The following is a 25,610-nucleotide window of genomic DNA, read 5'->3' on the forward strand; positions in this document are numbered from 1 at the left end:
AGAGGATACATAGCGACCATGAGCAAAGCCTCAGGCATCAAAAAAGTCGTTCTAGCCTATTCCGGTGGGTTGGATACATCCGTCATTCTCCGCTGGCTTCAGGAGCATTACGGCTGCGAAGTTGTGACCTTCACGGCCGACCTCGGCCAGGGTGAAGAGCTGGAGCCCGCACGCCGCAAGGCTGAGTCCCTCGGCGTGAAAGAAATCTTTGTCGAAGACCTGCGGGAAACCTTCGTCAAGGATTACGTCTTCCCGATGTTTCGGGCCAACACGGTTTATGAGGGTCAGTACCTGCTGGGCACCTCCATCGCACGCCCGCTGATCTCCAAGCGTCAGATTGAGATTGCCGAGGCTGTCGGGGCTGATGCCGTGGCACATGGTGCAACAGGTAAAGGGAACGATCAGGTTCGCTTCGAGCTGTCCTATTACGCCCTGAAGCCAGACGTGAAGGTCATCGCCCCGTGGCGTGAATGGGACCTGACATCCCGCACCAAGCTGCTGGACTTTGCCGAGAAGAACCAGATTCCCGTCACCAAGGACAAGCGCGGCGAAGCCCCCTTCTCCGTGGATGCCAACCTGCTGCATTCTTCTTCCGAAGGGAAGATTCTGGAAGATCCCTCCCTTCCGCCAGATGAGATCGTCTTCCAGCGCACCATTTCCCCGGAAGCTGCGCCGGACAAAGCTACCGAAATCACCATTGACTTCAAGCATGGCGACCCGGTGGCTATTAATGGTGAAGCCCTCTCCCCGGCTACCCTGCTCGCCCGCCTCAATGAGCTGGGTAAAGCAAACGGCATTGGCCGTCTCGACATCGTAGAGAACCGCTTTGTCGGCATGAAGTCCCGTGGGATTTATGAAACACCGGGCGGGACCATCCTGCTTCAGGCTCACCGTTCCATGGAATCCATCACGCTGGATCGTGAGGCTGCCCACCTCAAGGACAGCATCATGCCCCGCTATGCAGAGCTGATCTATAACGGCCTGTGGTTCTCCCCGGAACGCCACATGCTACAGGCACTGATCGACAGTAGCCAGCAGCATGTGAATGGTCGTGTCCGCCTGAAGCTCTATAAGGGTAATGTCATCTGCGTGGGCCGTGAAAGCCCCGACAGCCTATACGATGCCCGTGTCGTGACCTTTGAGGATGACGAAGGTGCCTATAATCAGGTCGATGCTCAGGGCTTCATCCGCCTGAACGCCCTGCGCCTGCGACTGGGTGCCAATAAAGGACGCCGCGGCGGCACACCCTGATCCCGCGTCCTTATCCCCTGCTGGGCTGTAACAGCCCGGCAGGTCTGTCTCTTCTCTCCCGTTTGCAAAGAGGCGTCTCCATGTCCCATTGTCTGCGTTCTCTCTTCCGTTATCTGCCTGCCTGTGCGCTGGCTGGTCTGCTCGGCATGACTGCCTGCTCCGGCGGACCCAAACCGGACCTGACACCCCAGCAATTCATGGATCAGGTCTATAAACAACCGGGAGTGCAGAAACTTCCGGATGGCCTCGCCTATAAAGTGCTGAAATCTGGCCCCAAGGATGCACCGCATCCACAAAAAGGCGCCACTATGATGGTCATTTATGAAGGCCGCCTGCCAGATGGTGGCATCTTTGACGCATCCGAGATGCACACCGGGGCCGCCTATATGGAGATGCCTCTGGATGGTGTCATCGAAGGCTGGATGGAAGGGCTTCCTATGATGCGTGTCGGCGATACATGGGAACTCTACGTCCCTCCCCAGCTGGGTTACGGCAAGCGGGCCATGGGGATCATCCCCCCCAACAGCCCGCTGATCTTCAAAATCCAGCTTCTGGGTGTCGAGGATGACAACACCTTACAGTAATAAGACTGCTCCCCTTCTCTGACCAGCCCTCCATGCAGGGTCCCTGCCGCCCCCTCACTCCTGAGCGGGCGGCATCTCTCTATCCTCTTCCGCAGGACAATGTTCATGCAGCGCGTTTTTTCTGGCATCCAGCCAACAGGTATCCCTCATCTTGGCAACTATCTTGGGGCAATCCGCAACTGGGTTACCCTGCAGAAAGACCATGACTGCCTGTTCTGCCTTGTGGACATGCACTCCCTGACCATGCCGTGGTCCCCCGAGGCCCTGCGTGAACAGACCCTCGCTTCCACTGCCTGCCTTCTAGCCTCCGGCATCGACCCGACACGCCTCTATAACCAGTCTGCCGTTAGCGCCCATGCCCGCCTTGGCTGGATTTTTAACTGTGTGTCCCGTCTGGGCTGGTTGAACCGCATGACGCAGTTCAAAGACAAAGCTGGTAAAAACCGGGAAAATCATTCTGCGGGTCTCTATGTCTATCCCAACCTAATGGCTGCGGACATTCTGGCCTTCCACGCCACACGGGTTCCTGTCGGGGACGACCAGCGGCAGCATCTTGAGCTAGCCAATGACATCGCCCAAAAATTCAATCACGATATGGGTGTTGAGTTCTTCCCGCTCATCGAACCGCTCATCCCGCCTCATGCCGCCCGTGTGATGAGCCTACGGGATGGCAGCAAGAAAATGTCTAAGTCCGATCCATCCGCCCAGAGCCGCATCATTCTGAATGATACAGCGGATGAAATTGCCCAGAAGATCCGTAAGGCCCGTACGGATGCCGAGCCCCTCCCCAGTGAAGAAGCCGGACTGGAAGGCCGCCCAGAAGCCCGAAACCTGCTGACCATCTACGCTGCCATGTCCAACAAGACGCTGGCCGATGTGTTGACACAGTTTGCTGGCCAGGGTTTCGGCACCTTCAAACAGGCTCTGGCTGATCTGCTGGTTGAGACGCTGGCTCCTGTTGCTGATGAGACACGCCGCCTGATGGATGACAAGGCCCACCTTATGCAAGTTCTGCGGCAGGGAGCCGAGCGCGCCCGTGCTGTCTCTGAACCTATCGTCAGTGAAGCAGAAAAGCTGGTTGGTTTCCTTCGCTAAGGTGACCACCTTCTCCACACAAAAAAGGCCTGCCCCCATAGGAGCAGGCCTTTTCCATGAAACCTATATTTCAGACAGTGGCGTTTCCATAAGGTCCAACACTTGCTTTGCCGCTGACATAGCTGGCAACTCACCATCTGGGGCCTCCAACATAGCCAAGATATCCCCAAAAGCCTCTCGCTGAGCCTGACGCTTCGTCTCATCCGTTAGAAGGGATGTTATCTCATCGGCGAGCTTCTGGGGGTTGCAATCATGCTGCACCAGTTCTGGAACAACTTCCCGCCCTGCCAGAATATTGATCATAGAAATATAGGGTAGTCGTAGAAACAACCGCCCCAGCAAAGCCGATATTGGGTTCACCTTGTACGTCACCGCCATAGGGACGCCCCCGATGGCCAGCTCCAGAATCGATGTACCCGATTTTGTCAGCGCACAATCCGCCGCACGAATGGCATCATGTTTATCTTCCGTATCTGTCAGGATAGACGGATGAACAGCCCAATGCCGCACCATCTTCCGGACCAATGGAGCCATACCGGAAGTCGCCGGGATGACCGGCTGAAGATCAGGAAAACGCTTATGGAGGATAGTTAGCGTCTTCTCAAACACGGGCAGGAGCTGCGGAACCTCTGATGAGCGACTACCCGGCATAAGGATCAGAATGGGGCTGCTCGGCCGAAGGTCATGTCGTTTGAAGAAACGTAAGGCCTTACCATGTGCCACACCCGACTGTAGGATAGGATGCCCGACAAACCGGCCTTCTGGCAGACCTCGATCTGCAAACCATTTTTCTTCAAAAGGAAAGAGGCAAAGCAATCGGTGCCATAACCCTCGGTACCCTTTGACCCGGCTCTCCCGCCATGCCCAGACCTGTGGGGCCACATAATGCAGCCGCCGAACATTCAGCTTGCGGATACGCTTTAGCAAGCGAAATGAGAAGCCCGGACTATCAATAGTAATAACAATATCCGGGCGGCGCAGTTCGATATCCTGTTCCGCCTCTAGAAGCCTCTGGGAAAGCAGACGCAAGCGAGGCAGAACCTCCATGAAGCCCATGACCGTGAGGTCTTCCATAGGGAAAAGGCTCCGCAGGCCTCGGGCTTCCATCCGCCCTCCCCCGACACCGGCAAAAACCAATGTCGGGTCGATACGGTGCAGGGCCTGCATGAGACGGGCACCGATACTATCCCCGCTTGGTTCCCCTGCGAGAATCCAGATTACCCGACCATGCTGGTGAAGGGGAACCTCACCTTCGACAGGAGCGCCCACATCCACCATGACATCATTCCCTTCGTTGCACCGCCACCATCTGGATCAACGGCGGAGCGTTGCCCCCGTGGCCTTCTGGACAGAACTTTCCACCGCTGCCATCAGGGCGTCAAGCTGTGCGTCTGTCAGGCTATCCTTCTGCGGCTGGAGAGTAACCTCCACACCAAGGGATCGGTGCCCAGCCGGGACGGAGCCACCTTCAAAGACATCGAAAAGACGCACATCCGTGATTAGCTTACGGTCCGCCATCCGAACAGCCTTCAGAACATCCTGAATCTGGACGTTTCTATCAGCAAGGAAGGCAAAGTCACGCCGCACAGGCTGAAGGGCCGAAAGAGCCGGAGCTGCTTTACGCTTCACCTTGGGCAGTGGGACCTTATCCAGCGTTACCTCAAAAAGTGCTACCGTACCGCCAAGCCCAAAATGACGGGCCACACGGGGATGCAATTCCCCGAAACTGCCCAGCACAAGCTTAGGACCTTGCCGCACAACGCCAGACCGGCCCGGATGGTAGTAGCTGGGGGCATCCTGCGTACTGCTCAGGGACGCTTCCGCTACCCCAAGGGCGGTAAGAACCGCCATCAAATCAGCCTTAGCATCCATCCAAGAGGGTTCCGCAGCGGGCTGGCCGGGAGCACGGGCACTCACACCGCCACGCACACCTGCCAGCACCAGACGGTTACCCTGCTGCCCGAAGCAGGGGCCTAGCTCGAAGAAAGAGGCATCACCCGCAAAACCCTGCCCGTGGGCCAGATTCCGCCCCAATGCCCGCAGCAAGTTGATGATTGAGGTCGGACGAAGCTGATTCAAATCCGTGGCAATCGGATTCAACAGACGGTCATCTTCCCGCACTTCTTCAAACAGGGCAGCATCTTGGTCGGAGACAAATGAGAACCCTACAGTCTCCATCAGACCACGCCCAGCGCACAGACGGCGCAGAAGGGATGCTCTGGCCTGCTGCGCTGTCACGGCTGGAGCGGGTACCATATGCGCCCGAGGCAGCGAGAGGGCTGGAACCTCATCCAAACCACGGATGCGCAGAACTTCCTCGACCAGATCGGCCTCGGCTTCCATACTCTCAACGCTCGCCGCAGCCTGTGCAGCAACGGCAGCATCCAGCGTTTCAGACTGCGCCAGACCATGCCCGGCCGCTACATCATTACGCCAAGACGGCACAGAGAAAACGGCCTTCTCTGCCGTGCGATCCTGAACCTCAAAACCCAGAGCCTCCAGAATATCAACGGCCCTATCCGTTTCAATCTCCAGTCCGCCCAATGTAGCCAGACGCTCGAAACGCAGGCTGGCCGTTCTCTGCCATGCTGGTTCTGCGCCTGCTTCAGTCACTTCACTCGGCGTGCCACCACATAGTTCCACAATCAGGGCTGTAGCGGCTTCCAAACCAGAGCGTACGAGGGCTGGGTCTACCCCACGCTCGAAGCGATAGCGGGCATCAGTCTGCACACCAAGACGACGCCCTGTCAGGGCGATACGCACGGGGTCGAACAAGGCGGATTCCACGAAGACATCAACCGTCTCATTCGTAACCGCACTAGCCTCTCCGCCGATGATGCCTGCAAGAGACTGCACACCAGCATCATCCACAATAACGAGATCGTCCTTCCCCAGAATGAGCTCCTGCCCATCCAAAGCCCGGAAATGCTCGCCCATGCCAGATGTCAGAGACAATCGGCCGCCTGTCAGGCGGGATGCATCGAACACATGTAGGGGGCGACCAATATTCATCATCAGATAATTGGTCACATCCACCAAGGCCGACTGCGGCCGCAGCCCCACACTCTCCAGACGCCGTTGCAGCCAAGCAGGGCTGGGACCGTTCTTCACACCACGGATCAACCGCCCTGTCACATAGGAACAGGCCGGATGGTCCAGCTCCCAGCGGATCGGACAGTCGCCCTGCCCTTCCACTGTTTTCGTCAACCACGGTTTCAGGGTGCCTAGACCAGCCGCTGCGAGATCGCGGGCAATCCCTCGGACGCTCAACGCATCGCCACGGTTAGGGGTAATAGCAATCTCGATGACCGGATCATCCAGCTTGGCATAGCGGACATAATCCTCACCCAACGGGGCACCATCAGGCAGCTCCGCAATGCCGTTGGTTTCCTCACCGATTCCGAGTTCCCGCAGGGAACAGAGCATCCCGTTACTGGTCTGACCACGGATTTTCCCCGGCTTGATCGTCATATCGCTACCGGGAATGTAGGTACCCGGTGGGGCGAAAATGACATGCAACCCCGTGCGAGCATTCGGCGCACCACAGACGACCTGCACTTCCTCAAAGCCTTTACCCGCAGACACCCGGCAAAGCTGGAGACGGTCGGCATCCGGATGACGGGAAGCCTCCAGAATTTTCGCTGTACGGAACCCGGCCAGACGTTCAGTCGGGTCATCCACATTTTCGACCTCAAGGCCGATGCGGTTTAATGTCGCGCAGATATCATCCAAAGACGCCGTGGTATCGAGGTGATCCCGCAGCCATGAGAGTGAAAATTTCATGTTAGAAACCCTCCGTCAGCGTTGCCGGGGACAGTGATGAAAAACCATAGTGACGCAGCCAGCGCAGGTCACTCTCATAGAAAGACCGCAGGTCCGTAATACCGTTCTTCAGCATGGCCAGACGTTCGATCCCCATACCAAACGCAAAGCCCTGCCATTCTGCCGGGTCCAGCCCGCAATTGCTCAGCACCCGGGCATGAACCATTCCAGCCCCCAGCACTTCTAACCAATCGGCACCACCGCCAATCACACCTGTTTCCCGTGACCAGCCGATATCAATTTCCATGGATGGCTCGGTAAAGGGAAAATAAGAGGCACGGAAACGGACAGGCAGATCAGGCTGATTAAAGAAAGCCCTTAGGAACTCTGTCAGGCAACCTTTCAGATGGCCCAACGTGATGCCTTTCTCGATGACCAGCCCTTCGCACTGATGGAACATCGGGGAATGGGTAGCATCGTGATCAGCCCGGTAGGTCCGGCCGGGTGCAATAATACGAATCGGTGGCTTCTCGCCCAGCATAGTGCGGATCTGAACACCGGATGTCTGCGTCCGCAGCACACGCATTTCTTCACTCTCCCCAGTGGCAGGAAGGTAAAACGTGTCTTGCTCTGTCCGGGCTGGGTGATGTTCCGGCGTATTCAGGGCAGAGAAATTATGCCACTGGCTTTCAATATCCGGGCCTTCGGCTACATGGAAATCCATGGCCCCGAAAATAGTCGTAATTTCCTCAATCGTCCGGCTAACGGGATGGATGAGGCCAATCGGTGCTGTAGCCGGTGGCTGGGTCACATCCACCGTTTCCTCCGCCAGACGTTGCTGGAGAGCCAACTCCTCGATTTCTTTACCACGCTGCTCGATCAGCCCTGTCAGCTCATCCCGCAGGCGGTTGAGGGCCTGTCCCCGCTCTTTCCGCTCCTCATGAGGGAATGAACCAAGCTGCCGGAGCAAACCAGTCAATTTACCGGAACGCCCCAACGTCCCTACGCGGACTGCATCCCACTCACTATGAGTTCTGGCCTCCTTTAGGGCCGCCAGCGTCTCATCCTTCAGCGTTTCGAGGTCATTGGCCATAGCCTGTCTTCCATCATCTCGTGAGCCTGTTTCAAAAACACCTCCCGCCCCCGTTTCGCCCCGAAGGACCGGATGTTGAGATATTTCTGAAGCAGCCTCAAAGAAAAACGGGCTGCTCCGTTGCCAGAACAGCCCGCCATTCATCAGTCCCATTCCTCACGGTCCCTCAAGAGTAGACCACGAGGCATTGGGGGATCCTCTTACAGGGCTGCCTGAGCCTTGCGTACGATCTCAGCAAAAGCTGCGGCATCATCATAGGCGATGGCAGCAAGAACCTTACGATCGATCTCGATCCCAGCCTTATTCAGCCCGTTGATGAAACGGCTGTAGGTCAGGCCATGCTCACGCACGGCAGCGCTGATGCGCTGGATCCACAAAGAGCGGAAGTCACGCTTCTTGTTGCGGCGGTCGCGATAGGCATAACGCAGTGCCTTCTCGACACGCTCAAGAGCGATGCGATAGTTTGTAGAAGAACGCCCGCGATAGCCTTTGGCCAGATCAAGGACCTTCTTGTGACGAGCGTGAGTGGTCGTACCCCGTTTAACACGTGCCATGGTTTTTCAAATCTCCCTTATGACAGCCCGTAGGGCGCCCACTGCTTGACTGTGCGTGCATCCATGTCCGTCATTGTCTGCGGACCGCGGTTGCTGCGCTTCATCTTCTGCGGACGGTTGATCAGGCCATGGCGTTTGTTGCCGGGACCACAGGTCACCTTACCGGTTGCGGTGATCTTGAACCGCTTCTTGACCGAAGACTTCGTCTTCAACTTGGGCATTTTCATCTCCTTAGTTCTGAAGTTTCCCTTTTCCTGATGGAAAAGGAAAACCGCACGGCCGGGCATGCCACATCATATGGCCCGGGCGCGTGCACGACCTGTAGGGGGTTATAGGGATAACAGGGTGTGGCCTCAAGCAAAAAGCACATCAGACCGCATGTTTTTTCCACAGCATTCCATTAACCTTCAAAAAGGATTTATCACATGGCTGTGAATATGATGTTAGAGGCACTGACCTAGTCCGAATTATTATTCGCAAATGCTTGACCCATAGCCCCTTCCTTGTGCTTTAAGAGCGAGAGATCATCATCCGTGGCGGAACAATCCTGCCAGGGAAGCACTATCCACGTGAATGATCGAGTTTAACAACACTGAGGCTTATCCATGTCCTCCACTTCCCGTACGGGGGGAATCTGGGTCTCGCTGGTTGCCATCCTTATGGCGATCGTCGGCCTGCTGCTGGTTGCCGGTGGTATCTATTCCATCAGCGAAGGCGGTCCCTTCTATTATCTCATCAGCGGGCTGGGCACGCTGCTTAGCGCGTTTTTCGTTCATCAACGGAAGCCAATCGGTCTTGCCGTCTATGCCGTTGTTCTTCTGGGCACACTCATCTGGGCTCTTTGCGTCGTAGGCCTAGACCTCTGGGGCCTCGTGCCTCGGCTGGATGTGGTCATCGTCATTGGCATTGTGCTTCTGCTGCCCTTTATCCGCCGTCCGCTCGCTGCAAACCTGCTGGCTACGCTCCCTCTGGGGGTTGGTGTTGTCCTCAGTGCTCTGGCACTGGTGATCTCCATTTTCATGGACCCGTATGACATCAACGGTTCCCTGCCTGCTGAACAGGTAAACGCCAGCCCGGCCAATCCGGAAAATGTGCCGGATAATGACTGGCCATCTTACGCCCGTACGCAAGATGGTAACCACTGGTCCCCTCTGGCACAGATCAATAGCCAGAACGTCAACAAGCTGAAGGTTGCTTGGGTACTGCGGACTGGCGACCTGCCGGACCCATCCCGTGACCCAGGTGAAGCCACCAACGAGGCCACACCGCTTGAGTTCGATAACACACTCTATTTTTGCTCCCTGCATCAGAAAGTCTTTGCCGTTGATGCTCTGACGGGGAAGACGAAATGGGTGTTCGACCCTAAGGTTAACGTTAATCCGGGCTTCCAGCATCTGACCTGCCGTGGCGTTAGTGCCCACACAATGCCTGCCAATGCTGTGGACAGCAGCGGCCAGCCTGTCACCACGACGGATTGCGCCAAGCGCATTATCGCCATGGTCAATGATGGCCGTATGGTCGAGATTGATGCGCAGACGGGTAAAGTCTGTCAGGGCTTCGGTGATAATGGTCAGGTGGACCTGCGCTTCTCCCATCAGCCTTACACAACGGTTGGTGAGTATGCGCCGACATCACCGCCGGTCGTTACAGAGAAGCTGATCATCGTTAATAGTGCGGTGAAGGATAACGGTTCCGTTCATCAGCCTTCCGGGGCGACACGGGCCTATGACGTCTACACAGGCAAACTTGTCTGGGTGTTTGACGCAGCAAATCCCGACCCGAACGAGATGCCGAGTGAAGAGCATCCGCATTTTCACCCCAACTCCCCGAACTCTTGGTCTGTCTCGTCTTACGACAAGAACCTGAACATGGTGTACATCCCTATGGGTGTTGGTACGCCTGACCAGTGGGGTGGCTACCGCGACAAGGATGCCGAGCGTTATCCGCCGGGTATCATTGCGCTGAACGCCGATACGGGTAAGCTCGTCTGGTTCTACCAGACCGTTCATCATGACCTGTGGGACATGGACGTTTCCGCCCAGCCTAATCTGGTGGACATCACCCAGAAGGATGGTAGCCTGGTCCCGGCCATCTACATCCCGACAAAGAGTGGTGATATCTTCGTTCTGGACCGCCGCACAGGTAAGCCGATTGTTCCAGCACCGGAAATCCCGGTACCAGGTGGTGCGGCTACGGGTGACCATACAAGCCCGACACAGCCTCACTCCCAGCTGACCATGCGTCCGGATGCACCACTATCCGATCGGGACATCTGGGGTGCTACCATCCTCGACCAGATGGTCTGCAGCGTGTACTTCCACAGCCTGCGTTATGAGGGGCCTTATACGCCACCTTCCACACAGGGTACGCTGGTCTTCCCTGGGGACCTCGGCATGTTCGAATGGGGTGGCCTTGCGGTTGATCCGCGCCGTGAAGTGGCCTTTACCAACCCCATCTCCATTCCGTTCGTTTCCACACTGGTCCCCCGTGGGCCGGGCAACCCCCGTTGGCCGGATGCAAACAGCAAGAGCGGAAGTGGTGGCGAGACAGGGCTTCAGCCGAATTACGGCATCCCTTACGCCATCAACCTTCATCCGTTCCTAGACCCACTGTTCGCCAAGATCGGTCTCTTCGTACCGTGCCGCACGCCGCCGTGGGGTGCTGTTGCTGGAGTCGACCTGCGGACCAACAAAGTCATCTGGCGGCATCGTAACGGAACCCTGCGGGACTCCCTGCATGGCTCCATCCTTCCGATCCAGATGCCACCCATCAAGATCGGCGTGCCGAGCCTTGGTGGCCCGCTGGCCACAGCTGGTAATGTTGCGTTCCTGACGTCCACGCAGGATTATTATATCCGTGCTTATGACATCACGACAGGCAAGGTCATCTGGCAGGATCGCCTCCCCGCTGGGGCACAGTCCTCCCCCATGACCTACAGCATCAATGGTCGCCAATACATCGTGACCTACGCTGGGGGACATGGTTCCTTCATGAGCAAGATGGGTGATTACCTGATCGCCTATGCTCTGCCCGAGAAGGACGAGAAAAAGTGATGGCCTAAAAAGGTTCATCGCAAAGTAAAAGGGGGAGTGCCCAACCGGGCCTCCCCCTTTTTTGTCCTGAGCCTGTTTCCAGCTGGTTAACCCTGATTAATAATATATGGTAATAATAGGCCATTATTTCTGGAAAATAACACAGACTTCACTATCCCCTTCTGAGATTTTCCGTATAGAGTGGTGCCAGCCTATTCGTCCTTGTTTTGACAGAAGGAAAAACCCCATGATGTTCCGTCGCATGGCCACATTCGCCCTCATTGCCAGCGCCCTGACCAGTCAGGTTGCCTTTGCTGCCGCCCCTCACGGCAAGGCTCACCATTGCCGCAATGAAAAGGGTCAGTTCACGAAATGTGAAAAGCCAAAGGCTAAGCCGTGCCGCGACAAAAGCGGTAAATTCACCAAGTGCAGCACACAGGATGCAAAGCCTGCTGACAAGGCCGCCGCCGCTGCCGACAGCGTGAAGGACAGCTCCAACCCGATGAAGTCCGACATGCCTGCAACGGATGCCGCAGCACCTGCCACGCACTAAAACGCGTTGCGGACCTCTGCATGAAAAAGGCCCCCTGGTTTCCACTCCAGAGGGCCTTTTTTATAACCATAATCCAGCCGACCATCATAAATGATGGTCTCAAGCAGCCGCCCGCTGCCGAATAGCCTTTGCCATAGCCTCCACACCATTGCCACGGTTGGCTGAAAGTGCTTTTACCAACCCAAGCTCATGCAGAAAAACTGGATCAGTCGCCAAAATTTCAGCCCGTGTACGGCCGGAATAAACCCGCAGCAACAACGCTACCAGCCCGTGAACAATAGCGGCATCGGAAGCTCCAGCGAAGAATAGGCGGCCTTCCTTCTCTTCCACCTCTAGCCAGACCTGGCTCTGACAGCCGGGCACACGGTGGGCATCATCCTGCCACTCCTGCGGAAATACTGGAAGTTTTCGCCCCAGCTCGATGATGTACTGATACCGTTCCATCCAATCATCAAACAAGGTTAGCTCATCACCAATGGCCGTGATGGCCTGTGCTGCATCATCTTCTTGCGGCTGAACAAAACAGGCTTTCATATCGGCCATGGCTTCCCCCTTATCTTCGCATAGCGTTCATGCCGCCCATCATACCCGGACAAAATGAAATGGGAACCATTCTCCTCCGGGAGGTCATACCGTCATGTTTTCAAAAGAGGCAGCAACAGACGCATTACCGTTCCTTGTCCGGGCTGACTTTGCACAACCACATCACCATGATGGGCCAAAATGAAACCATAAATACCAGCCAATCCCAATCCCGTGCCCTTCCCTGCCTGCTTGGTCGTAAAGAAAGGCTCAAAAATATGCCGCTGGACTTCCTCGCTCATCCCCTCGCCCTCATCTCGGACCTCCAGAGCCAACGCATGAGCCTGCTCACATTCCGATGGTGCGGCGGGCAAGGTATGACAAACCCGGCGTGCTGAAAGCGTGACCGTGCCACCAGCTGGCATCGCATCACGCGCATTGACGCAGAGATTGAGCAAGGCCATCTCAAGCTGTTCTGGGCAGGTTAAAACGGATGAAGATATCTCTTCCGGAAGGTCCAAGACAAAACGAATAGCCGGTGTCGCCCCGTAAAAACTGTGCTGAAACAAACCGGACCGTTCCTTCAAAAAAGAGACAATATCAAACGGTCGAACTGTTGCTCCACTTCGCCCCGCACGGCCAAACTGAAGCAGCCGGCGGGTCAGTGCCTCTCCCCGCCCTACAGTTTCCAAGGCCCGAGCAAGCCATTTCCTCTGGGCGGCAGAGGCGGGGTCTTCATTCTTTACCTGCTCTGCCAGAGCATCCAAGCAATTTCCCAGAATAGTCAGCAGGTTATTGAAATCATGCGCCACACCACCGGCAAGACGCCCCAGAGCCTCCAGCCGCTCCCCTCTGTTTAGCCGATCCTCCATCATCACCCGCCGTGTCACGTCCCGGTCCATGCTGACCTGCCAAGCTTCCGTCAGCGGTACCCCTTCCGGCCATTTCAGAGCCAGACGGACAATCTCATGCCATGTACTCCGGCCATCCTCCGCCGTGACTTCCAAAAGCTCCTCGGCCTGCCCTTCCTGCCAGACCTTTTCCCGCAAGCGGGCAATCACCGGCTGTAGGCTAGCCGCATACTGGCTACTCTCGGATGTTCCTTGATAAGGACGGTTACTGCGAATGCATTGGCCCTGCGCATCCGAAAAAACCAGCCCAAAGGGCAGACTTTCCATAAGGCCGTGAAGCAGAGCCTGTTCCACCTTCAGGGCATGTTGGGCCTGCCATGTCCTATGTGCTTCATGAACAAGACAAAGGACATGATCTGCCTCCCAAGGCTTATGCACATAGGCCACGATCTTCCCATGATTCAGGGCGGCGACCACGGCATCAAGGTCCGCATAACCTGTTAGCAGAATGGCCCGAGCATCTGAGCGGGTACTAGCACGGCTAAGAAACTGATCACCCGTCATACCCGGCATACGCTGGTCGGAGATAATGACAGAAATCTCCGGGTGTGCCTCCAGCAGGGCAAGGGCACGGAGGGGCTCGGTAGCGGTGAGCACCGTGCAGCTTTCCTCCAGCAGGTCGCCAAGAGCAATGAGGATTTCTTCCTCATCATCCACCAGAAGAACGCAAGGCCTCGTCTCGATACTATATGGCACGGTCATGCCGTTTCACTTCCTCCTGTAGCCTTGCGCCGTTTTGGCTCCCGCACAGCCCATCCTTCTGCCGTTTCATGAACGGGAAGGCGAATCACGAAATGTGCACCTCGCCCTAGTCCGGTCTTCTCACCTGCCGGGTAAGCATCCGTAACATCAATCGTCCCACCATGAGCCTGCACGATGCCATGAACTATGGAAAGCCCCAGCCCCGTTCCCTCTCCCTGTGCCTTCGTCGTGAAGAAAGGATCAAAAATCCGAGGTCGGACCGCCTCCTCTATGCCCGGGCCATTGTCGCTTACCGTAATTTCGTAAACATCCTCATAAAGACAGGTCGCAATTCGTATCCGTCCGTCATGGCGCATATCCCCCGCAAGGCGTACCTCGTTTAATGCATCTGCTGCATTGGCAATAAGATTCATCACTGCTTGATGAAACAATGTTTCCTGACAAATCAGCTTCTGGGGTGCGTCCAACCGGGATTCCACAGCAATACTCCCGCCCAGCCTGTGCCGGACCAGAGCCAGCCCTGTCTCTATGGCCTCACTCACATCTACCATGCTCCACTGCCCTTCCTCCAGCCGAGAAAAGCGGCGCAGACGTACGACAAGGTCTCGGATGCGCCCTAGCCCTGTCTTCATGGCCGCAAGGCGGGTTCCGGCCCTTCTGATACGGTTCTGGTCTCCTTCATCCTGCACTTTATCCTCCATCCAGTGCAGGCACCGTTCGATCGTATCGGCATGCCCCAGAGTGAAGGCCAGTGGGTTATTAATCTCATGAGCGATACCCGCCACCAGCTCCCCTAGAGACGCCATTTTGGCCGTTTGAACGAGTCTGGCCTGCGTCTGCACCAGCTCCTCATTCGTCTGGGCTAGGTCCCGGTTGGCTCGGGCCAATGCATCTGCAAGAGAGGCCTGTGCCTGTGCCGCCTCCAATGCCAAGGCGGATTGTTGCCGCTCCATCTCACGTTGATGGAACGTCTCATTCTCCCGCCGCCGCCGTACCATCGCCCGTATCCGCAGTGCCAGCACCATCGGTGTCATATCGCTAGGGACGAGGTCCTCCAGCCCTGCCTCCAGAAACGCCACACAGGATTCACCACGAAAACGCTCTGCCTGTATGATCCCCAGAATACGGAAAGGGATTCCCCCCTGCTCCCGCAAAGCCCGGCGGCGTTGGTCTAACTGACGGCAAAAAGCCAAGTCCGCCTCATTATCCTGCATATCCTCCAACACGATACAGTCCGGCCCATCCGGCCCTGTCAGCCAACCGCCGCTCAGCAAATCGCTAGAGCGTGTAACCGATGTCACAGTATGACCATCCCGCCAGAGCAGTTCCCCCAGCCCTGTTTCCTCTGTTGTTTCATCGTGATTATCACGTTCCAACACCCGGGGATCATTCCAGAACTCAAGCAGAACCTCATCCTCTGGCGCACGGACAATCACGACTCTGGCCCGCCGCATATGCCATTGGGGATGTAGGTATCGTTTCTCATCTGCCAAATGCAGAAGTGTGCGTATCCGCAGCAGCAGCAAGTCGGAATGGGCAGAGCTGGAAAGATAAGCATCGGCACCACTCTCGAAACAGTCCAGCTCGACCCGTGTGGAGACGTCTTCTGTCAACATCAACACGGGGACATCCTGCATGGCAGGATTCGCCTTAGCCCGGCGGACAAACTGGCCAGCACTCATGCCTTTCTGAAGGGTGCAGCAGATCACCATATCCACCTGATTATCCCGGCAGGAGGCTTCCAGCACTTCCAACATTGTTTCGGCACTCTGCCGACAGACAACATCCATCCCCTCACTACGCAGCAGACCATACACCCGGCTATGGGCTGTGCCTGCTGGGTCCAGAAGCAGAATATGAACGTCTTTTTCATCCCGTGTGGGTAAGATTTGCATTACGCCTCTCGTGAAGCTAGGTGCAGAAGTAAGAAGACAGGACAGAGGGGCTTCGGCTTCCACCACTGTTCTCCGTCTTTCTTCACATATGCCATTGCCAGCCCGGCTGTCTTACAGGAAGGCCTGAAACATTCATGGATACATCGCCCTCTTCTTCCCATTCCTCCCCAATGCGGGGTGAGCGCCTGCTTTCAGCCACCACACCACACCAGAAGGGCGGATTCATCGTGGGGCGGGTCCTGCTCAACATTTTATGGGCATTGGCCCATTTCGCTTTCAGCTTCCTCATCCAGCTGACAGAGCTTTTCGCACCCATTCTGCTCATTCTCGGGGTTGGTTGGTCCCTGCTGCCGCACCTTATTACCATCGCCACTGCCAATCTCGGCTCGCTGACTGAAGACCAGCAGACGCATGAGATCGTCAACCACATCGCCCATACCCTCCCCGACCAGATCGTGATCGCTGGCCATCTGCTTACGCCACACGGCCTAATCAAGGATGGTCTGCTTCTCATGGCTCTGGCGGCAGCCTCCTCCACAGCCGCAGCATGGCTAGCACGGCGGCTCTAACCAATACCATGCGGAGCCCTGCATGATTACTCTGGAGATGCTCCCTCTACCTGCCGGTACGTCTCTCGTACCCGGCGGAGTACAGCTTGTCTCCCTCCAGCTGGAACGGGGGAAAACCCTTTGGGTGACGGGACCAGCCGAAGCTGGCAAAACTGCCTTGCTGGAAACCATCGCCCTGCGTCGCCCTGTCGCTGATGGGGCCATGACCCTTCTAAACCAAGATGCAGGCCCTCGCATTACCTGTCGAACCCGCAAACTTCTCCAACAACGCATAGGGTATATTGAGGCTGCGCCGCTCTTCATGGACCGTCTGACGGTAGCGGACAACATTGCCCTACCGCTGGAGATGAACCATGCCAGCAAAGCAGATATCCGACGGGAAACAGAATCCATTCTTCAATGGTTTGCATTGGAGGACCATGCCCGTTCTTATCCTGCCACACTTAGCCAGACTGCTAGACTACGAGCTGCCTGCGCCCGAGCTCTGATCGCCCAACCCTCCATCGTTCTGGTTGATGAACCCGCCCTAACTCTCTGCGCTGGATTACGGAACCATCTCCTTTCCACCATACGGGGATTAGCCAGAAATGGCACAACAGCCCTACTGGCAACACAAACCCTGCCAGAGGAAGCATCGCTTGAGGGAGATATCCTAAATCTCCCCCAGCACAAGCCATCCCCAGAGAATACAGACCCTTCGGTACCGGAAGAGGGTGTAGCGGCACCACGAATCCTTGTTACCAAAGATGAAAGGCTGCTCCCATGACGTCTCTGTCCCGTGCAGCAGAACGACCTTCCTCATGGCCATTACTACTTGGGCTATGCCTTCTCTCTTGGTTGTTCGGGCTGGCCCTATCCCTACCTTGCGGTGTGGAAAGAGCCGTCCATCATTGGGAAGAGCAGCTAAACGATCAGGTGGTCATCGCCCTCCCCGCCACTGGTAATGAGCCCTCTGGCCAGACGAACAAGCTATCCCAAGCGCTAACAGCCACATTTCCCAAAGCCCATCCCACTCTTCTACCCGACCGTGATGTAGCCCGGATTCTGGCATCGTGGTCCACCCCTTGGGAAGGGCCACTCCCTAGGCTTTTCACCTTGTCCTACCACGGAGAGATGAACACACTGACGACTCTGGTGCATAATATCACCCCAGAAGCCATCATCGTGCCTCCCCCTCCCCAAATGGCAAAGCTAGCCCCCCTCATGGCAGCCCTCCGTAAGGCAGCAAGCCATGTAGCTCTAGCTGCCGGGTTGGCAGCAGCACTCGTAGTGCCGGCTCTGCTCTATCTGGCCGCCCGGACCATTGCTCTGGCCAACAGGCAACAACAGGCCGTCCTTCTATCTCTGGGTAAGGCAGTCACCACCTTGCATCATATTCTGGCCAGACGGATGGCGCTAACGGCCTTTCTAGGTGGTCTTGCAGGCATCATCCTGCTCCTGCCTTCACTGATGCTCATTACCTCGGCTCTGCGCCCGCTGCTGCGCCTGCCCGCCACTACCGGGCTCTTCCCAACTGTTCCGCCCCAGTCCTTTTTGCCACCGATGCTTTGGGGGACATTCTGCCTGATGCCTTTCCTAATGGCACTGGCTGGCTGGGGTATGACGTATCTGGTCTGCGCCAGACAGGGACGTCACCCCTCATGAAGCGGCCGGGCATGAATGTCTGGTCTGCCCTTTTCGCCGTGCTGACCGTTGCAAGCTGGGTCCTGCTAGGAAGTTTCATCTATTTCTGTGCGGACGCCCTACGGCCCTCGCCTGCACTGGATAATATTCCTGCCGACTGTGACGGCATTGTTGCCCTGACGGGTGGTAAAAACCGTATAGAAGCCGGTATTGCCCTCCTTCGCCAAAAGCCAAACCGACTGCTTTTAATTTCCGGGGTCTCTCCCCATACGGGGTTAAATCCTATTCTGACAGCCACGGGGATCGGCCCCCTCCCTCCAGAGCTGAGCCACAGAATCAGCCTCGGGTATCGGGCAGCCAGCACAATCGGCAATGCATGGGAAACCGCTCAATGGGCGAAGCAGAAGAACCTCCATCATCTTGTGCTGGTCACGGCAGGGTACCATATGCGCCGCTCGCTATTGGAGTTCCATGACATTGCCCCGCAGCTACGCCTTACCCCTTATTGGGTGCAGCCTCCGGCTATGCATGATCCACTGCACCCGCACACCATACGGCTCATGTTCAGCCAGTATGGCAAACTGGTCGGGGCTTTTCTTCGCCTCATGATTCTTCATCAGCAGGACTATGAACAGGAAGGCTTCCGCCCCACTCCACCAGTTTCACCTCCTCCACCTACCTGATTTCTAGCTGCGAGCACGATCTTTTCCCTTGCCCTTCGGGCAGATTCTGCGCCATGCAGGGAGTATTATGATGAGTTTTGTCCGTGGCAGCCTGTTCAACCTGTATCTTCTGATACTCACCCTCATCATGGGGGTATTTGCTTTTCCCATCCGCTTGCTCAACAGGCGGGATGCCGCTCTGGGCTATGCTAAGCTATGGTCTAAAGCCGTCCTTTGGGGGCTGGAGCGGCTTTGCGGTATTCGTATTGTCATCAGCGGGCAAGAAAACCTGCCTGATGGACCTGCGCTCATCGCCTCACAGCATCAGTCTTTCTTTGATGGTTTTGTCTGGATGAATACCGTGCCGCTACCGGCCTATGTCATCAAGAAAGAGCTAACATCCATTCCGCTGGTCGGCCCCATGCTCATTCTCAGCGGCATGATCCCTGTCGATCGTTCTGGCGGTTCACAAGCCCTGCGGGGCATGATGGATGCTGTGGCCAAAGCGCAAGGTGCTGGGCGGCAGATCATCATCTTTCCTCAAGGCACACGCACCAAACCCGGCCAGCAGGTTCCTTTGCAGAATGGCGTTATTGCTCTGGCTCGACAGGCGACATGTCCCATCATCCCGGTTGTGACTAATTCCGGCCTGTTTTGGCCCCATTCACACTGGCGGAAATACCCCGGGACGCTCCGGGTTGTTATCGGTGAACCCCTCGCTGCCAGCACGAAAGGACGTGAGCTTATCCCAGCGATCAATAAAGCATGGGATGCACTCTGCCAGCAGTATGACTTGCCCTGTGATCCTGTGGAAAACTCTGTGGATGTGAAACAGGGCACGAAGTGAGTGCCCTATGCTCCCAATAAAGGCAATGTAGTAAAACAAAGGGGGGATGCTCCACGGCATCAAATATAATGTCATGAAATATAAAAATTTTTATAGGTTATATGCCTTTTAAAAGGCACCCCTCTATGCCGCCCCCAAAAAGGGATTACTTAAAAAAAAGTAAAGAATACTCTGGGGAAAAAATAATTATCCTCTCATTCTGCTCCTCACCCAAGAAGGAAGCTGGAGCATGATCTTATCCTATCGCCGCACTATCCTGACCATTACATCCTTATGCCTTCTCCTTCTGGCCGGCAGCTGGGGGTTATACCTCCAAACACAGGCACTGCTCTCCCGCCAGATGGAACATCTAGCCGTGCAGTCCCTTCCTTCTGACGGACCAACACCCACCTTGACCATCCAAAGTTCCGAGGCCAAAGGATGGCCCTTTGGAGCGTGGCGGCGGCTTCATGGTGTGTCCTTCCATACACATCTCAATGGCACAGACCTTGCGGGGGCGACGCCGATCCTTCAACTTGGTGGCAACTGGCTGGACTGGGCACAGGCTCTGATGACCGGAACAGAACTCCCCCTTCATCTGCCTGAACGAACCGCCCTGCGTATGGTGCAAGGCCCGGACAATTGGACCCTGATTCTGGATAATGCCAGACTGCACATCAGCAAGACTAGTATTCCCTGTCCCCCTACAGCAACTTGTCATGGCAATTCGAACATGCCGCTTTATCGGGCGCATTTTCGAATTTCTGACCTACAATTCGCCTCATCCCGCCTGCCTTATAGCCTAACGCTTCTACATTCTGTCGGAACCATCCGTTTTGCGCCGCAGTCCTTATCTCATGCGGACCCAGCTTTGCAGAACAGAGCGCTGCTTTCGGCCTCATTAACAGCTAGGCAGTTGAACTACCCCGCTCCCCTATTACACAACTTCAGAATTGAACAGGTTCACAGTCTTTTTGCTCTGCTACCCAGTACAGCCTCCCCCCATGTTGCAGCGGGTCTTTCTGCTACAAAGCCATCTACCGCCTCTCCTTGGCCTGATATTCCGTTGCGGCTCAGGCTGCATGAACTCAGTGCCATCATCCATCCCGCTACAGGGAACAGACAAAAAGGCCCACCGCCTCGGCTGTCTCTCGGAGGGGAACTTTATGTACCTGCCTTTTCCGGTACTCTGTCTGTCAGCCTAACCAACTGGCAATGGCCGCTAGAAGAATTTCTGCAAAGCACATGGTTCCGCCAGAACATACCGCCTGCTATGCAAGTGATGCTGAATAACACGATGAACAGCCCACGCATGATGGACTTATCGACCCATCCCCTGATGCTCAGCCTCCCCCTCGACCATGGGGTTCCACCCGGCCTCTCATCAGAGCGACTGCACACCCTCTACGACCATTTCAGCCGATTTACACCACGCCTACGATGACCTTCCAAAGCCTCTGCCCAACAGACCTTATCACCGTTCTAATGACCCTTGGGGATGATGCCCCTCATGTTGCCCTACTGCGCCACGACCAGAACACGCCAACCTTTGAAGAAAGTCATCATTCCTTGCAGAAGCGTCTCTGCCACTGGGCAGAAACGCTGACGCACTGTCCCATTGGCCATATGGAGCAGCTTTACACATTCAGCTCCTTCCCCATGCAGGGCCAGACGCCACATATTCATATTACTTATCTGGCACTCAGCTCCAACCATCCTCGATCCTGCCATGGATCGCTTTATCATCATTTTCCATGGGAAGACCGCCGCAGCGAAAGCGGAAACCAGAACCTGGCACGGTTCATCACAAAAATTGAGCAATGGGCTTCCGGCCATGAGGAGCGTCAAAGCCGTATTGCGCCGGCCTTTGGGCTGTATGAGCTGCCATGGGATGATACCCGTGTGCTGGAACGGTATGAACTACTCTGGGAGTCCGGGCTTGTGCCTCGTTCCATCCCGGCGGATGACGTTACTGATGGAGACAGCCGCCGCCTTCTGGCCACGGCCCTCTCCCGCCTGCGGGCCCGCATCCGTTACAGCCCTGCCGTTTTTGAACTGCTCCCGCAGGCCTTTACACTCCTGCAACTACAGCAGGCGATGGAAACAGTATCTGGCCGCCTTATGCACAAGCCCAATTTTCGCCGCCTTGTGCTACACCAGAAACTCGTGGAAGAAACCGGCACCTATGACCGTTCCACCGTAGGACGCCCCGCCCGGCTATATCACTTCCGCCCGGCTGCCATGGCATCATGTTATCTGGAAGCAGCGTTTCTGCCACTGGAAACGCCTACCTCTTGATTACCTATCTTAGACGTTATGAAACTTCAAAGAGACAGACCCGCTCTTGGGAAAAGTCATCGTAAATTTATCCCAATTTCCCTGACCAGATTCCTGCATGAGCTTATGAAGTGCCGGTACAGCCACAGAGACCTGTCCCAAAGCCTGCTCAGCTAGTGGACAATGAAAAATCTTTCCATCCAGCTCGTAGTGAAAGCTCGAACCGACAGAATAGCTCCTATCCTCCGATGTCTCATATGAGAATTCACATTCAGCCTTATCGAAGTCACCATCAAGAACTGTATCCGCGACCGCCTTCATTTCTTCTTTCTGCTGCTCTTCCTTCTGTTCTGCCTCCTTCCCACGATAGGCACTATCATTATACTGCTCAATGGCCGCTGCTACTGCTGCACCAGTCAGCGCACTGACTGGCGCACTGCCCTTGCCTGCAACCAATCCTCCAACAGCCCCACCAGCCGCTGCGGCAGCACTGCTGAACATATTGGCAATACTGTCACGCAGCGTACCGTCGCTGCTGCCCGCAGCCCCGTCGCCACGGCCTCCGCCAGTGGACGGGTCATCGCTGCCGTCACTTTCCCGATCAGCGTACCCAGACCAGCAGCAGCCGGGCTCTCCTACCTCCAAGGCCGCAATACCGGCTGCCCCCAGCCATAAAAGAAAAGTAAAAATTAATTTTAATAGCTCATCTATAAAGCCACATCAACCACATCGCCAAGCAAAGTCTATTTATTAACCTAGCCATAGACATCATATAAAAATTTACGCTCCTTAATGAGCAAGAGATATACTGAACATTACCGGTACGGAAGCATTCAAAATAAATATTAATATATTTAATGAAATTAAAATATCCATCTCTGAATTTTGTAAAAATTTCTTTCGGCAACATCTTCGTCTCTAAAAATTTATCATCAAAAAGAACAACAACATAATTTCTGGAATTTTTAATACATTCTATTAGAGAAAAATCCTCACCAAGACTCTTGAATAAAAAACCCTTTCCATGCAATTTATACAGCTTCTCACTTATATTTAAATATCTGCTAGAAATTTTACTTTTATTTCCTGGATAATCTAGGAAATCAAGGACCTTAAAAATCAACTGATTTACAGACATAAAGAAATAACTTACATTATTAAGAAATCCATCAAATTTAATTAAATTCTCCTCGAAATATTCTCTTTTCAATTTGTTTCTTTCAATTCCACTATGATAATTTCTATCCAACATCTCTAGAAAACTTGTGAACTTTCGTTGACTACAAAAAAACTCCTCCATCTCCTCACGAACTTCAAAATAAACTTCATGATAGCTATCGCACAACTCATGAAGACTATCCAAAAAAGCTCTTATCATTAATAATATCTCCTACCTATCCATATGTTTCTAAATACAACTCCCCTCTACCTGACACCACGGCCGTACCTATTCACCCCATCATCGATTTAAAAAATAATCAACATCTCCTCCTAAAACCAATCCACCTTGAAAGAACTTCAATATTCTGGTCAAAATAAATATCATCATAATTTATATAGCAAAATATTTTTTTACATTATAATTAATTATTATATGAATACTAACAAAAAATATGCGTCATGACATTTCCCATATAAGGGGATTGCACTCCTAAAATAAACATGAAAGCGTTGGGAGTTTATACACAAGACCATAAGCTCCCCAAGAATGAACAAAAATCATCTATAAAATCGACTAGTGCCATCATATAAAAATTAGCCATTCTCATTGAACGAGAAATATAAAAAATACTACCTGCAAGACAAGACTGAAAATAAACAAGAATAGAATCAATGAATTTTAAATAATTATCTCTAAAATATGAACAATCAATTCCGAGTAATATTTTTTTATTCAGAAGTGGTATTTCAGAAAGACTAAGAAAATATTTTTTACATTCTTCAATGTAATTGATAATTAAATTCTCCTCCCCAGAAACACTATTCTCAGAGAGAAGATGTCCTTTATAAAAACCAAGAAACCCCTCACCTACAGAAGAGACATCATCATGGAAATCACTTCTTTCTTCAACACCATTTAAAAAATCAAGAATATTAAAGATTAAATGGTTGAGTGAGATGAAAAAACTACGCACATCATCCAAAATCTCATCTATTTTGAATATTCTTTCCCTAAGAGATTCATTTCTCAAACTGAATCCTAGATCTAAATGATGAATACGTTCACTAATAAAATACCATAAGCTTAAAAAATCTTTTTTGCTATGAATCCCTCCTCCAATTTCATCTGAAACATCAAGATGAAACCCACCATACCTACCGGACAAATTATAAAGACTTTCTAGAAAATCTTCTATCACAGTCAAAACCTCCTACCCTTTGCACTCACCGTCTTCTTATCATTGATCGAGCCATCCAGATTTACAACCGGTCTTTCTGCTCTAAACTTAGAGAATACCTCTAAGTGATCATCATGAGCCGTATCAATATAAAAACTATCCCCCTTTCTTATAACTACCTCCCCATCCGCATTTCTAATATTTTTAACAGCCTTATAGACTTTATCTCCCTTAATTATTTGACTATTTCTAATAGAATTATTCTTCAGTGTTTGACCAAAGCCAGGAGACTCTAAAAAATCCTCCATCTTTAAAGGTTCTTTAGCTCTACTTGCCCCGCCACCTCCCGTACCTTTCTTTCCACCTCCAGCAACCGCCTTTTCATCCTGCCGGACACTCTTCATGACCCGACCAGCCGCCGTTTCCTCTTTCTCAGTATTGGCAGCACCTTCTGCTGCATGTCCTGCCAAAGCAGCCCCAAACTCCTCCCCAGTCACAGCCATAAACTGGACCTGAGCAAGCCTTTCGAAAGCATCCCCACCAAACTTGAGGATCGCCCCCACCACAGCACTCTTCATAAGCTGGAGCGAACCAGTAATCACAGGGGCCACAACAGCCGATGTATCGATACCGAAGGTATCCAAACCTGCTGATCCCGCCTGAATAGCAGCAAGATATGGATGTCCTTCCTGCTCCAACCTGCCAGCTAATGTATAACCAAAGGCAGTTCCAGGTGGGCCTGGGATCATGGAGCCCCCCGTTAAAGCAATATCAAAAACCAAAGCTTCGACTGCATCTGTATTCGATTTTTTTTCCTCATCCTCTTCCTTCTGTTCTGCCTCCTTCCCACGATGAGCACTATCATTATACTGCTCGATGGCCGCTGCTGCCCGTCAGGGCCGCAATACCGGCTGCCCCACCAGCCTCGATCAGGTCACGGGCCACCTCCCGGGGAGAAAAGGCACTGCCAGCCTCCTCTGGCGGAAGGCCCTCAGCAGCACGGGCCTTGTCATCCCTCTCCTGAATCTTCTGGAAGGCCGTGCCAACAATCTCGCCAACGAGCTGTGTCCCCAGAGTGCTGGCCTGTATCTGATTCTGGAGTTTCTGCGCATCAAACCTGTTCGTCAGCGCACCATTGGCATGGTCCACGTCACGGCTGTATGACCCCGTGACATGCCCCGCATTGACCGTGATGGTGTCACTGATAGCGGACTGGCTTTCACTGCTCTCATCATGCGAACGCCCACCACCAAGAAGACCCGCAGAGTTCGCCGCCATCCCCTTGCCAATACCAACAAGCGTCTGCGACAGAGAGCCGGTAATCATGCCGCTCCCGGCACCCGCCTGGAAGCCCACACTC

24 protein-coding genes and 1 pseudogene are annotated in these 25,610 nt (G+C 54.1%); 12 read left to right on the plus strand and 13 right to left on the minus strand.

The window, feature by feature from the left end; genetic code table 11:
• Nucleotides 1-18: 18 nt before the first annotated feature.
• The 3 genes from AL01_RS09000 (at nucleotide 19) to trpS (ending at nucleotide 2,930) form a co-directional block, all read left to right on the plus strand.
• Nucleotides 19-1,251 (plus strand): argininosuccinate synthase, encoded by a 1,233-nt coding sequence (locus tag AL01_RS09000; RefSeq protein ID WP_077397218.1) that lies wholly within the window; start codon nucleotides 19-21, stop codon nucleotides 1,249-1,251.
• An 80-nt stretch (nucleotides 1,252-1,331) separates the two neighbouring features.
• The gene (locus AL01_RS09005; protein WP_143280759.1) at nucleotides 1,332-1,835 is read left to right on the plus strand and encodes an FKBP-type peptidyl-prolyl cis-trans isomerase; all 504 of its coding nucleotides are present in this window, start codon (nucleotides 1,332-1,334) and stop codon (nucleotides 1,833-1,835) included.
• Nucleotides 1,836-1,940: 105 nt separating this feature from the next.
• Nucleotides 1,941-2,930: a tryptophan--tRNA ligase gene (gene trpS / locus AL01_RS09010; RefSeq protein ID WP_077397237.1), complete on the plus strand. Its 990-nt coding sequence runs from the start codon at nucleotides 1,941-1,943 to the stop codon at nucleotides 2,928-2,930.
• Between the two features lie 63 nt (nucleotides 2,931-2,993).
• Here the strand turns inward: trpS and lpxB are convergent, their stop codons facing one another.
• From lpxB to rpmI, 5 genes are all read right to left on the minus strand, one after another.
• Nucleotides 2,994-4,208 (minus strand): lipid-A-disaccharide synthase, encoded by a 1,215-nt coding sequence (gene lpxB / locus AL01_RS09015; protein ID WP_077397219.1) that lies wholly within the window; start codon nucleotides 4,206-4,208, stop codon nucleotides 2,994-2,996.
• A 36-nt stretch (nucleotides 4,209-4,244) separates the two neighbouring features.
• The gene (pheT, locus tag AL01_RS09020; RefSeq protein WP_077397220.1) at nucleotides 4,245-6,713 is read right to left on the minus strand and encodes a phenylalanine--tRNA ligase subunit beta; all 2,469 of its coding nucleotides are present in this window, start codon (nucleotides 6,711-6,713) and stop codon (nucleotides 4,245-4,247) included.
• A gap of 1 nt (nucleotide 6,714) precedes the next feature.
• Nucleotides 6,715-7,785: a phenylalanine--tRNA ligase subunit alpha gene (pheS, locus tag AL01_RS09025; protein WP_077397238.1), complete on the minus strand. Its 1,071-nt coding sequence runs from the start codon at nucleotides 7,783-7,785 to the stop codon at nucleotides 6,715-6,717.
• A gap of 200 nt (nucleotides 7,786-7,985) precedes the next feature.
• A complete protein-coding gene (gene rplT, locus AL01_RS09030; RefSeq protein ID WP_043557924.1) occupies nucleotides 7,986-8,339 on the minus strand; it encodes a 50S ribosomal protein L20 in 354 nt (117 codons plus the stop codon).
• Between the two features lie 17 nt (nucleotides 8,340-8,356).
• Nucleotides 8,357-8,560 (minus strand): 50S ribosomal protein L35, encoded by a 204-nt coding sequence (rpmI, locus tag AL01_RS09035; RefSeq protein ID WP_043557923.1) that lies wholly within the window; start codon nucleotides 8,558-8,560, stop codon nucleotides 8,357-8,359.
• Between the two features lie 384 nt (nucleotides 8,561-8,944).
• Here rpmI and AL01_RS09040 point away from each other — a divergent pair, with 384 nt between their 5' ends.
• Nucleotides 8,945-11,392 (plus strand): membrane-bound PQQ-dependent dehydrogenase, glucose/quinate/shikimate family, encoded by a 2,448-nt coding sequence (locus tag AL01_RS09040; protein WP_077397221.1) that lies wholly within the window; start codon nucleotides 8,945-8,947, stop codon nucleotides 11,390-11,392.
• Nucleotides 11,393-11,618: 226 nt separating this feature from the next.
• Nucleotides 11,619-11,924: a hypothetical protein gene (locus AL01_RS09045; protein WP_206599231.1), complete on the plus strand. Its 306-nt coding sequence runs from the start codon at nucleotides 11,619-11,621 to the stop codon at nucleotides 11,922-11,924.
• Between the two features lie 99 nt (nucleotides 11,925-12,023).
• On the opposite strand, the gene AL01_RS09050 is transcribed toward AL01_RS09045, so the two are convergent.
• From AL01_RS09050 to AL01_RS09060, 3 genes are all read right to left on the minus strand, one after another.
• Nucleotides 12,024-12,458 (minus strand): SufE family protein, encoded by a 435-nt coding sequence (locus tag AL01_RS09050; RefSeq protein ID WP_077397239.1) that lies wholly within the window; start codon nucleotides 12,456-12,458, stop codon nucleotides 12,024-12,026.
• Between the two features lie 101 nt (nucleotides 12,459-12,559).
• The gene (locus AL01_RS09055; RefSeq protein WP_077397222.1) at nucleotides 12,560-14,059 is read right to left on the minus strand and encodes an ATP-binding response regulator; all 1,500 of its coding nucleotides are present in this window, start codon (nucleotides 14,057-14,059) and stop codon (nucleotides 12,560-12,562) included.
• The gene (locus tag AL01_RS09060; RefSeq protein WP_077397223.1) at nucleotides 14,056-15,954 is read right to left on the minus strand and encodes an ATP-binding response regulator; all 1,899 of its coding nucleotides are present in this window, start codon (nucleotides 15,952-15,954) and stop codon (nucleotides 14,056-14,058) included. Before AL01_RS09060 ends, AL01_RS09055 begins: the two co-directional genes overlap by 4 nt.
• A 134-nt stretch (nucleotides 15,955-16,088) precedes the next feature.
• Between AL01_RS09060 and AL01_RS09065 the strand changes: the two genes are divergently transcribed.
• From AL01_RS09065 to AL01_RS09095, 7 genes are all read left to right on the plus strand, one after another.
• A complete protein-coding gene (locus AL01_RS09065; RefSeq protein WP_143280760.1) occupies nucleotides 16,089-16,523 on the plus strand; it encodes a hypothetical protein in 435 nt (144 codons plus the stop codon).
• A gap of 22 nt (nucleotides 16,524-16,545) precedes the next feature.
• On the plus strand, nucleotides 16,546-17,289 hold the full coding sequence (locus AL01_RS09070; RefSeq protein ID WP_077397225.1) for an ATP-binding cassette domain-containing protein: 744 nt from the start codon (nucleotides 16,546-16,548) through the stop codon (nucleotides 17,287-17,289).
• The gene (locus tag AL01_RS09075; protein WP_077397226.1) at nucleotides 17,286-18,167 is read left to right on the plus strand and encodes an ABC transporter permease; all 882 of its coding nucleotides are present in this window, start codon (nucleotides 17,286-17,288) and stop codon (nucleotides 18,165-18,167) included. Before AL01_RS09070 ends, AL01_RS09075 begins: the two co-directional genes overlap by 4 nt.
• The gene (locus AL01_RS09080; protein ID WP_077397227.1) at nucleotides 18,164-18,829 is read left to right on the plus strand and encodes a YdcF family protein; all 666 of its coding nucleotides are present in this window, start codon (nucleotides 18,164-18,166) and stop codon (nucleotides 18,827-18,829) included. Before AL01_RS09075 ends, AL01_RS09080 begins: the two co-directional genes overlap by 4 nt.
• 70 nt (nucleotides 18,830-18,899) lie before the next feature.
• Entirely contained in the window at nucleotides 18,900-19,655 is a 756-nt protein-coding gene (locus AL01_RS09085) for a lysophospholipid acyltransferase family protein (protein ID WP_077397240.1), read from the plus strand.
• Between the two features lie 229 nt (nucleotides 19,656-19,884).
• Nucleotides 19,885-21,078 carry a hypothetical protein gene (locus tag AL01_RS09090; RefSeq protein ID WP_077397228.1) on the plus strand — a complete coding sequence of 398 codons (1,194 nt, stop codon included), beginning with the start codon at nucleotides 19,885-19,887 and terminating at the stop codon, nucleotides 21,076-21,078.
• Complete coding sequence (locus AL01_RS09095; RefSeq protein WP_077397229.1) at nucleotides 21,075-21,932, plus strand: NUDIX hydrolase; 858 nt, start codon at nucleotides 21,075-21,077, stop codon at nucleotides 21,930-21,932. The genes AL01_RS09090 and AL01_RS09095 overlap by 4 nt, the downstream gene beginning before the upstream one ends.
• 9 nt (nucleotides 21,933-21,941) lie before the next feature.
• On the opposite strand, the gene AL01_RS09100 is transcribed toward AL01_RS09095, so the two are convergent.
• From AL01_RS09100 to AL01_RS09120, 5 genes and pseudogenes are all read right to left on the minus strand, one after another.
• Nucleotides 21,942-22,556 carry a hypothetical protein gene (locus tag AL01_RS09100; protein WP_077397230.1) on the minus strand — a complete coding sequence of 205 codons (615 nt, stop codon included), beginning with the start codon at nucleotides 22,554-22,556 and terminating at the stop codon, nucleotides 21,942-21,944.
• Nucleotides 22,557-22,614: 58 nt separating this feature from the next.
• Nucleotides 22,615-23,289, minus strand: a complete 675-nt coding sequence (locus tag AL01_RS09105) for a hypothetical protein (RefSeq protein WP_077397231.1) — start codon at nucleotides 23,287-23,289, stop codon at nucleotides 22,615-22,617.
• Between the two features lie 301 nt (nucleotides 23,290-23,590).
• Nucleotides 23,591-24,271, minus strand: coding sequence for a hypothetical protein (locus AL01_RS09110; protein WP_077397232.1), 681 nt, complete (start codon nucleotides 24,269-24,271; stop codon nucleotides 23,591-23,593).
• A gap of 2 nt (nucleotides 24,272-24,273) precedes the next feature.
• Nucleotides 24,274-24,999: a hypothetical protein gene (locus tag AL01_RS09440; protein ID WP_206599232.1), complete on the minus strand. Its 726-nt coding sequence runs from the start codon at nucleotides 24,997-24,999 to the stop codon at nucleotides 24,274-24,276.
• A gap of 115 nt (nucleotides 25,000-25,114) precedes the next feature.
• A pseudogene (locus AL01_RS09120) lies at nucleotides 25,115-25,610 on the minus strand (hypothetical protein); the annotation flags it as partial.

It is taken from the genome of Bombella intestini, from assembly GCF_002003665.1.
Taxonomy (GTDB): Bacteria; Pseudomonadota; Alphaproteobacteria; order Acetobacterales; family Acetobacteraceae; genus Bombella; species Bombella intestini.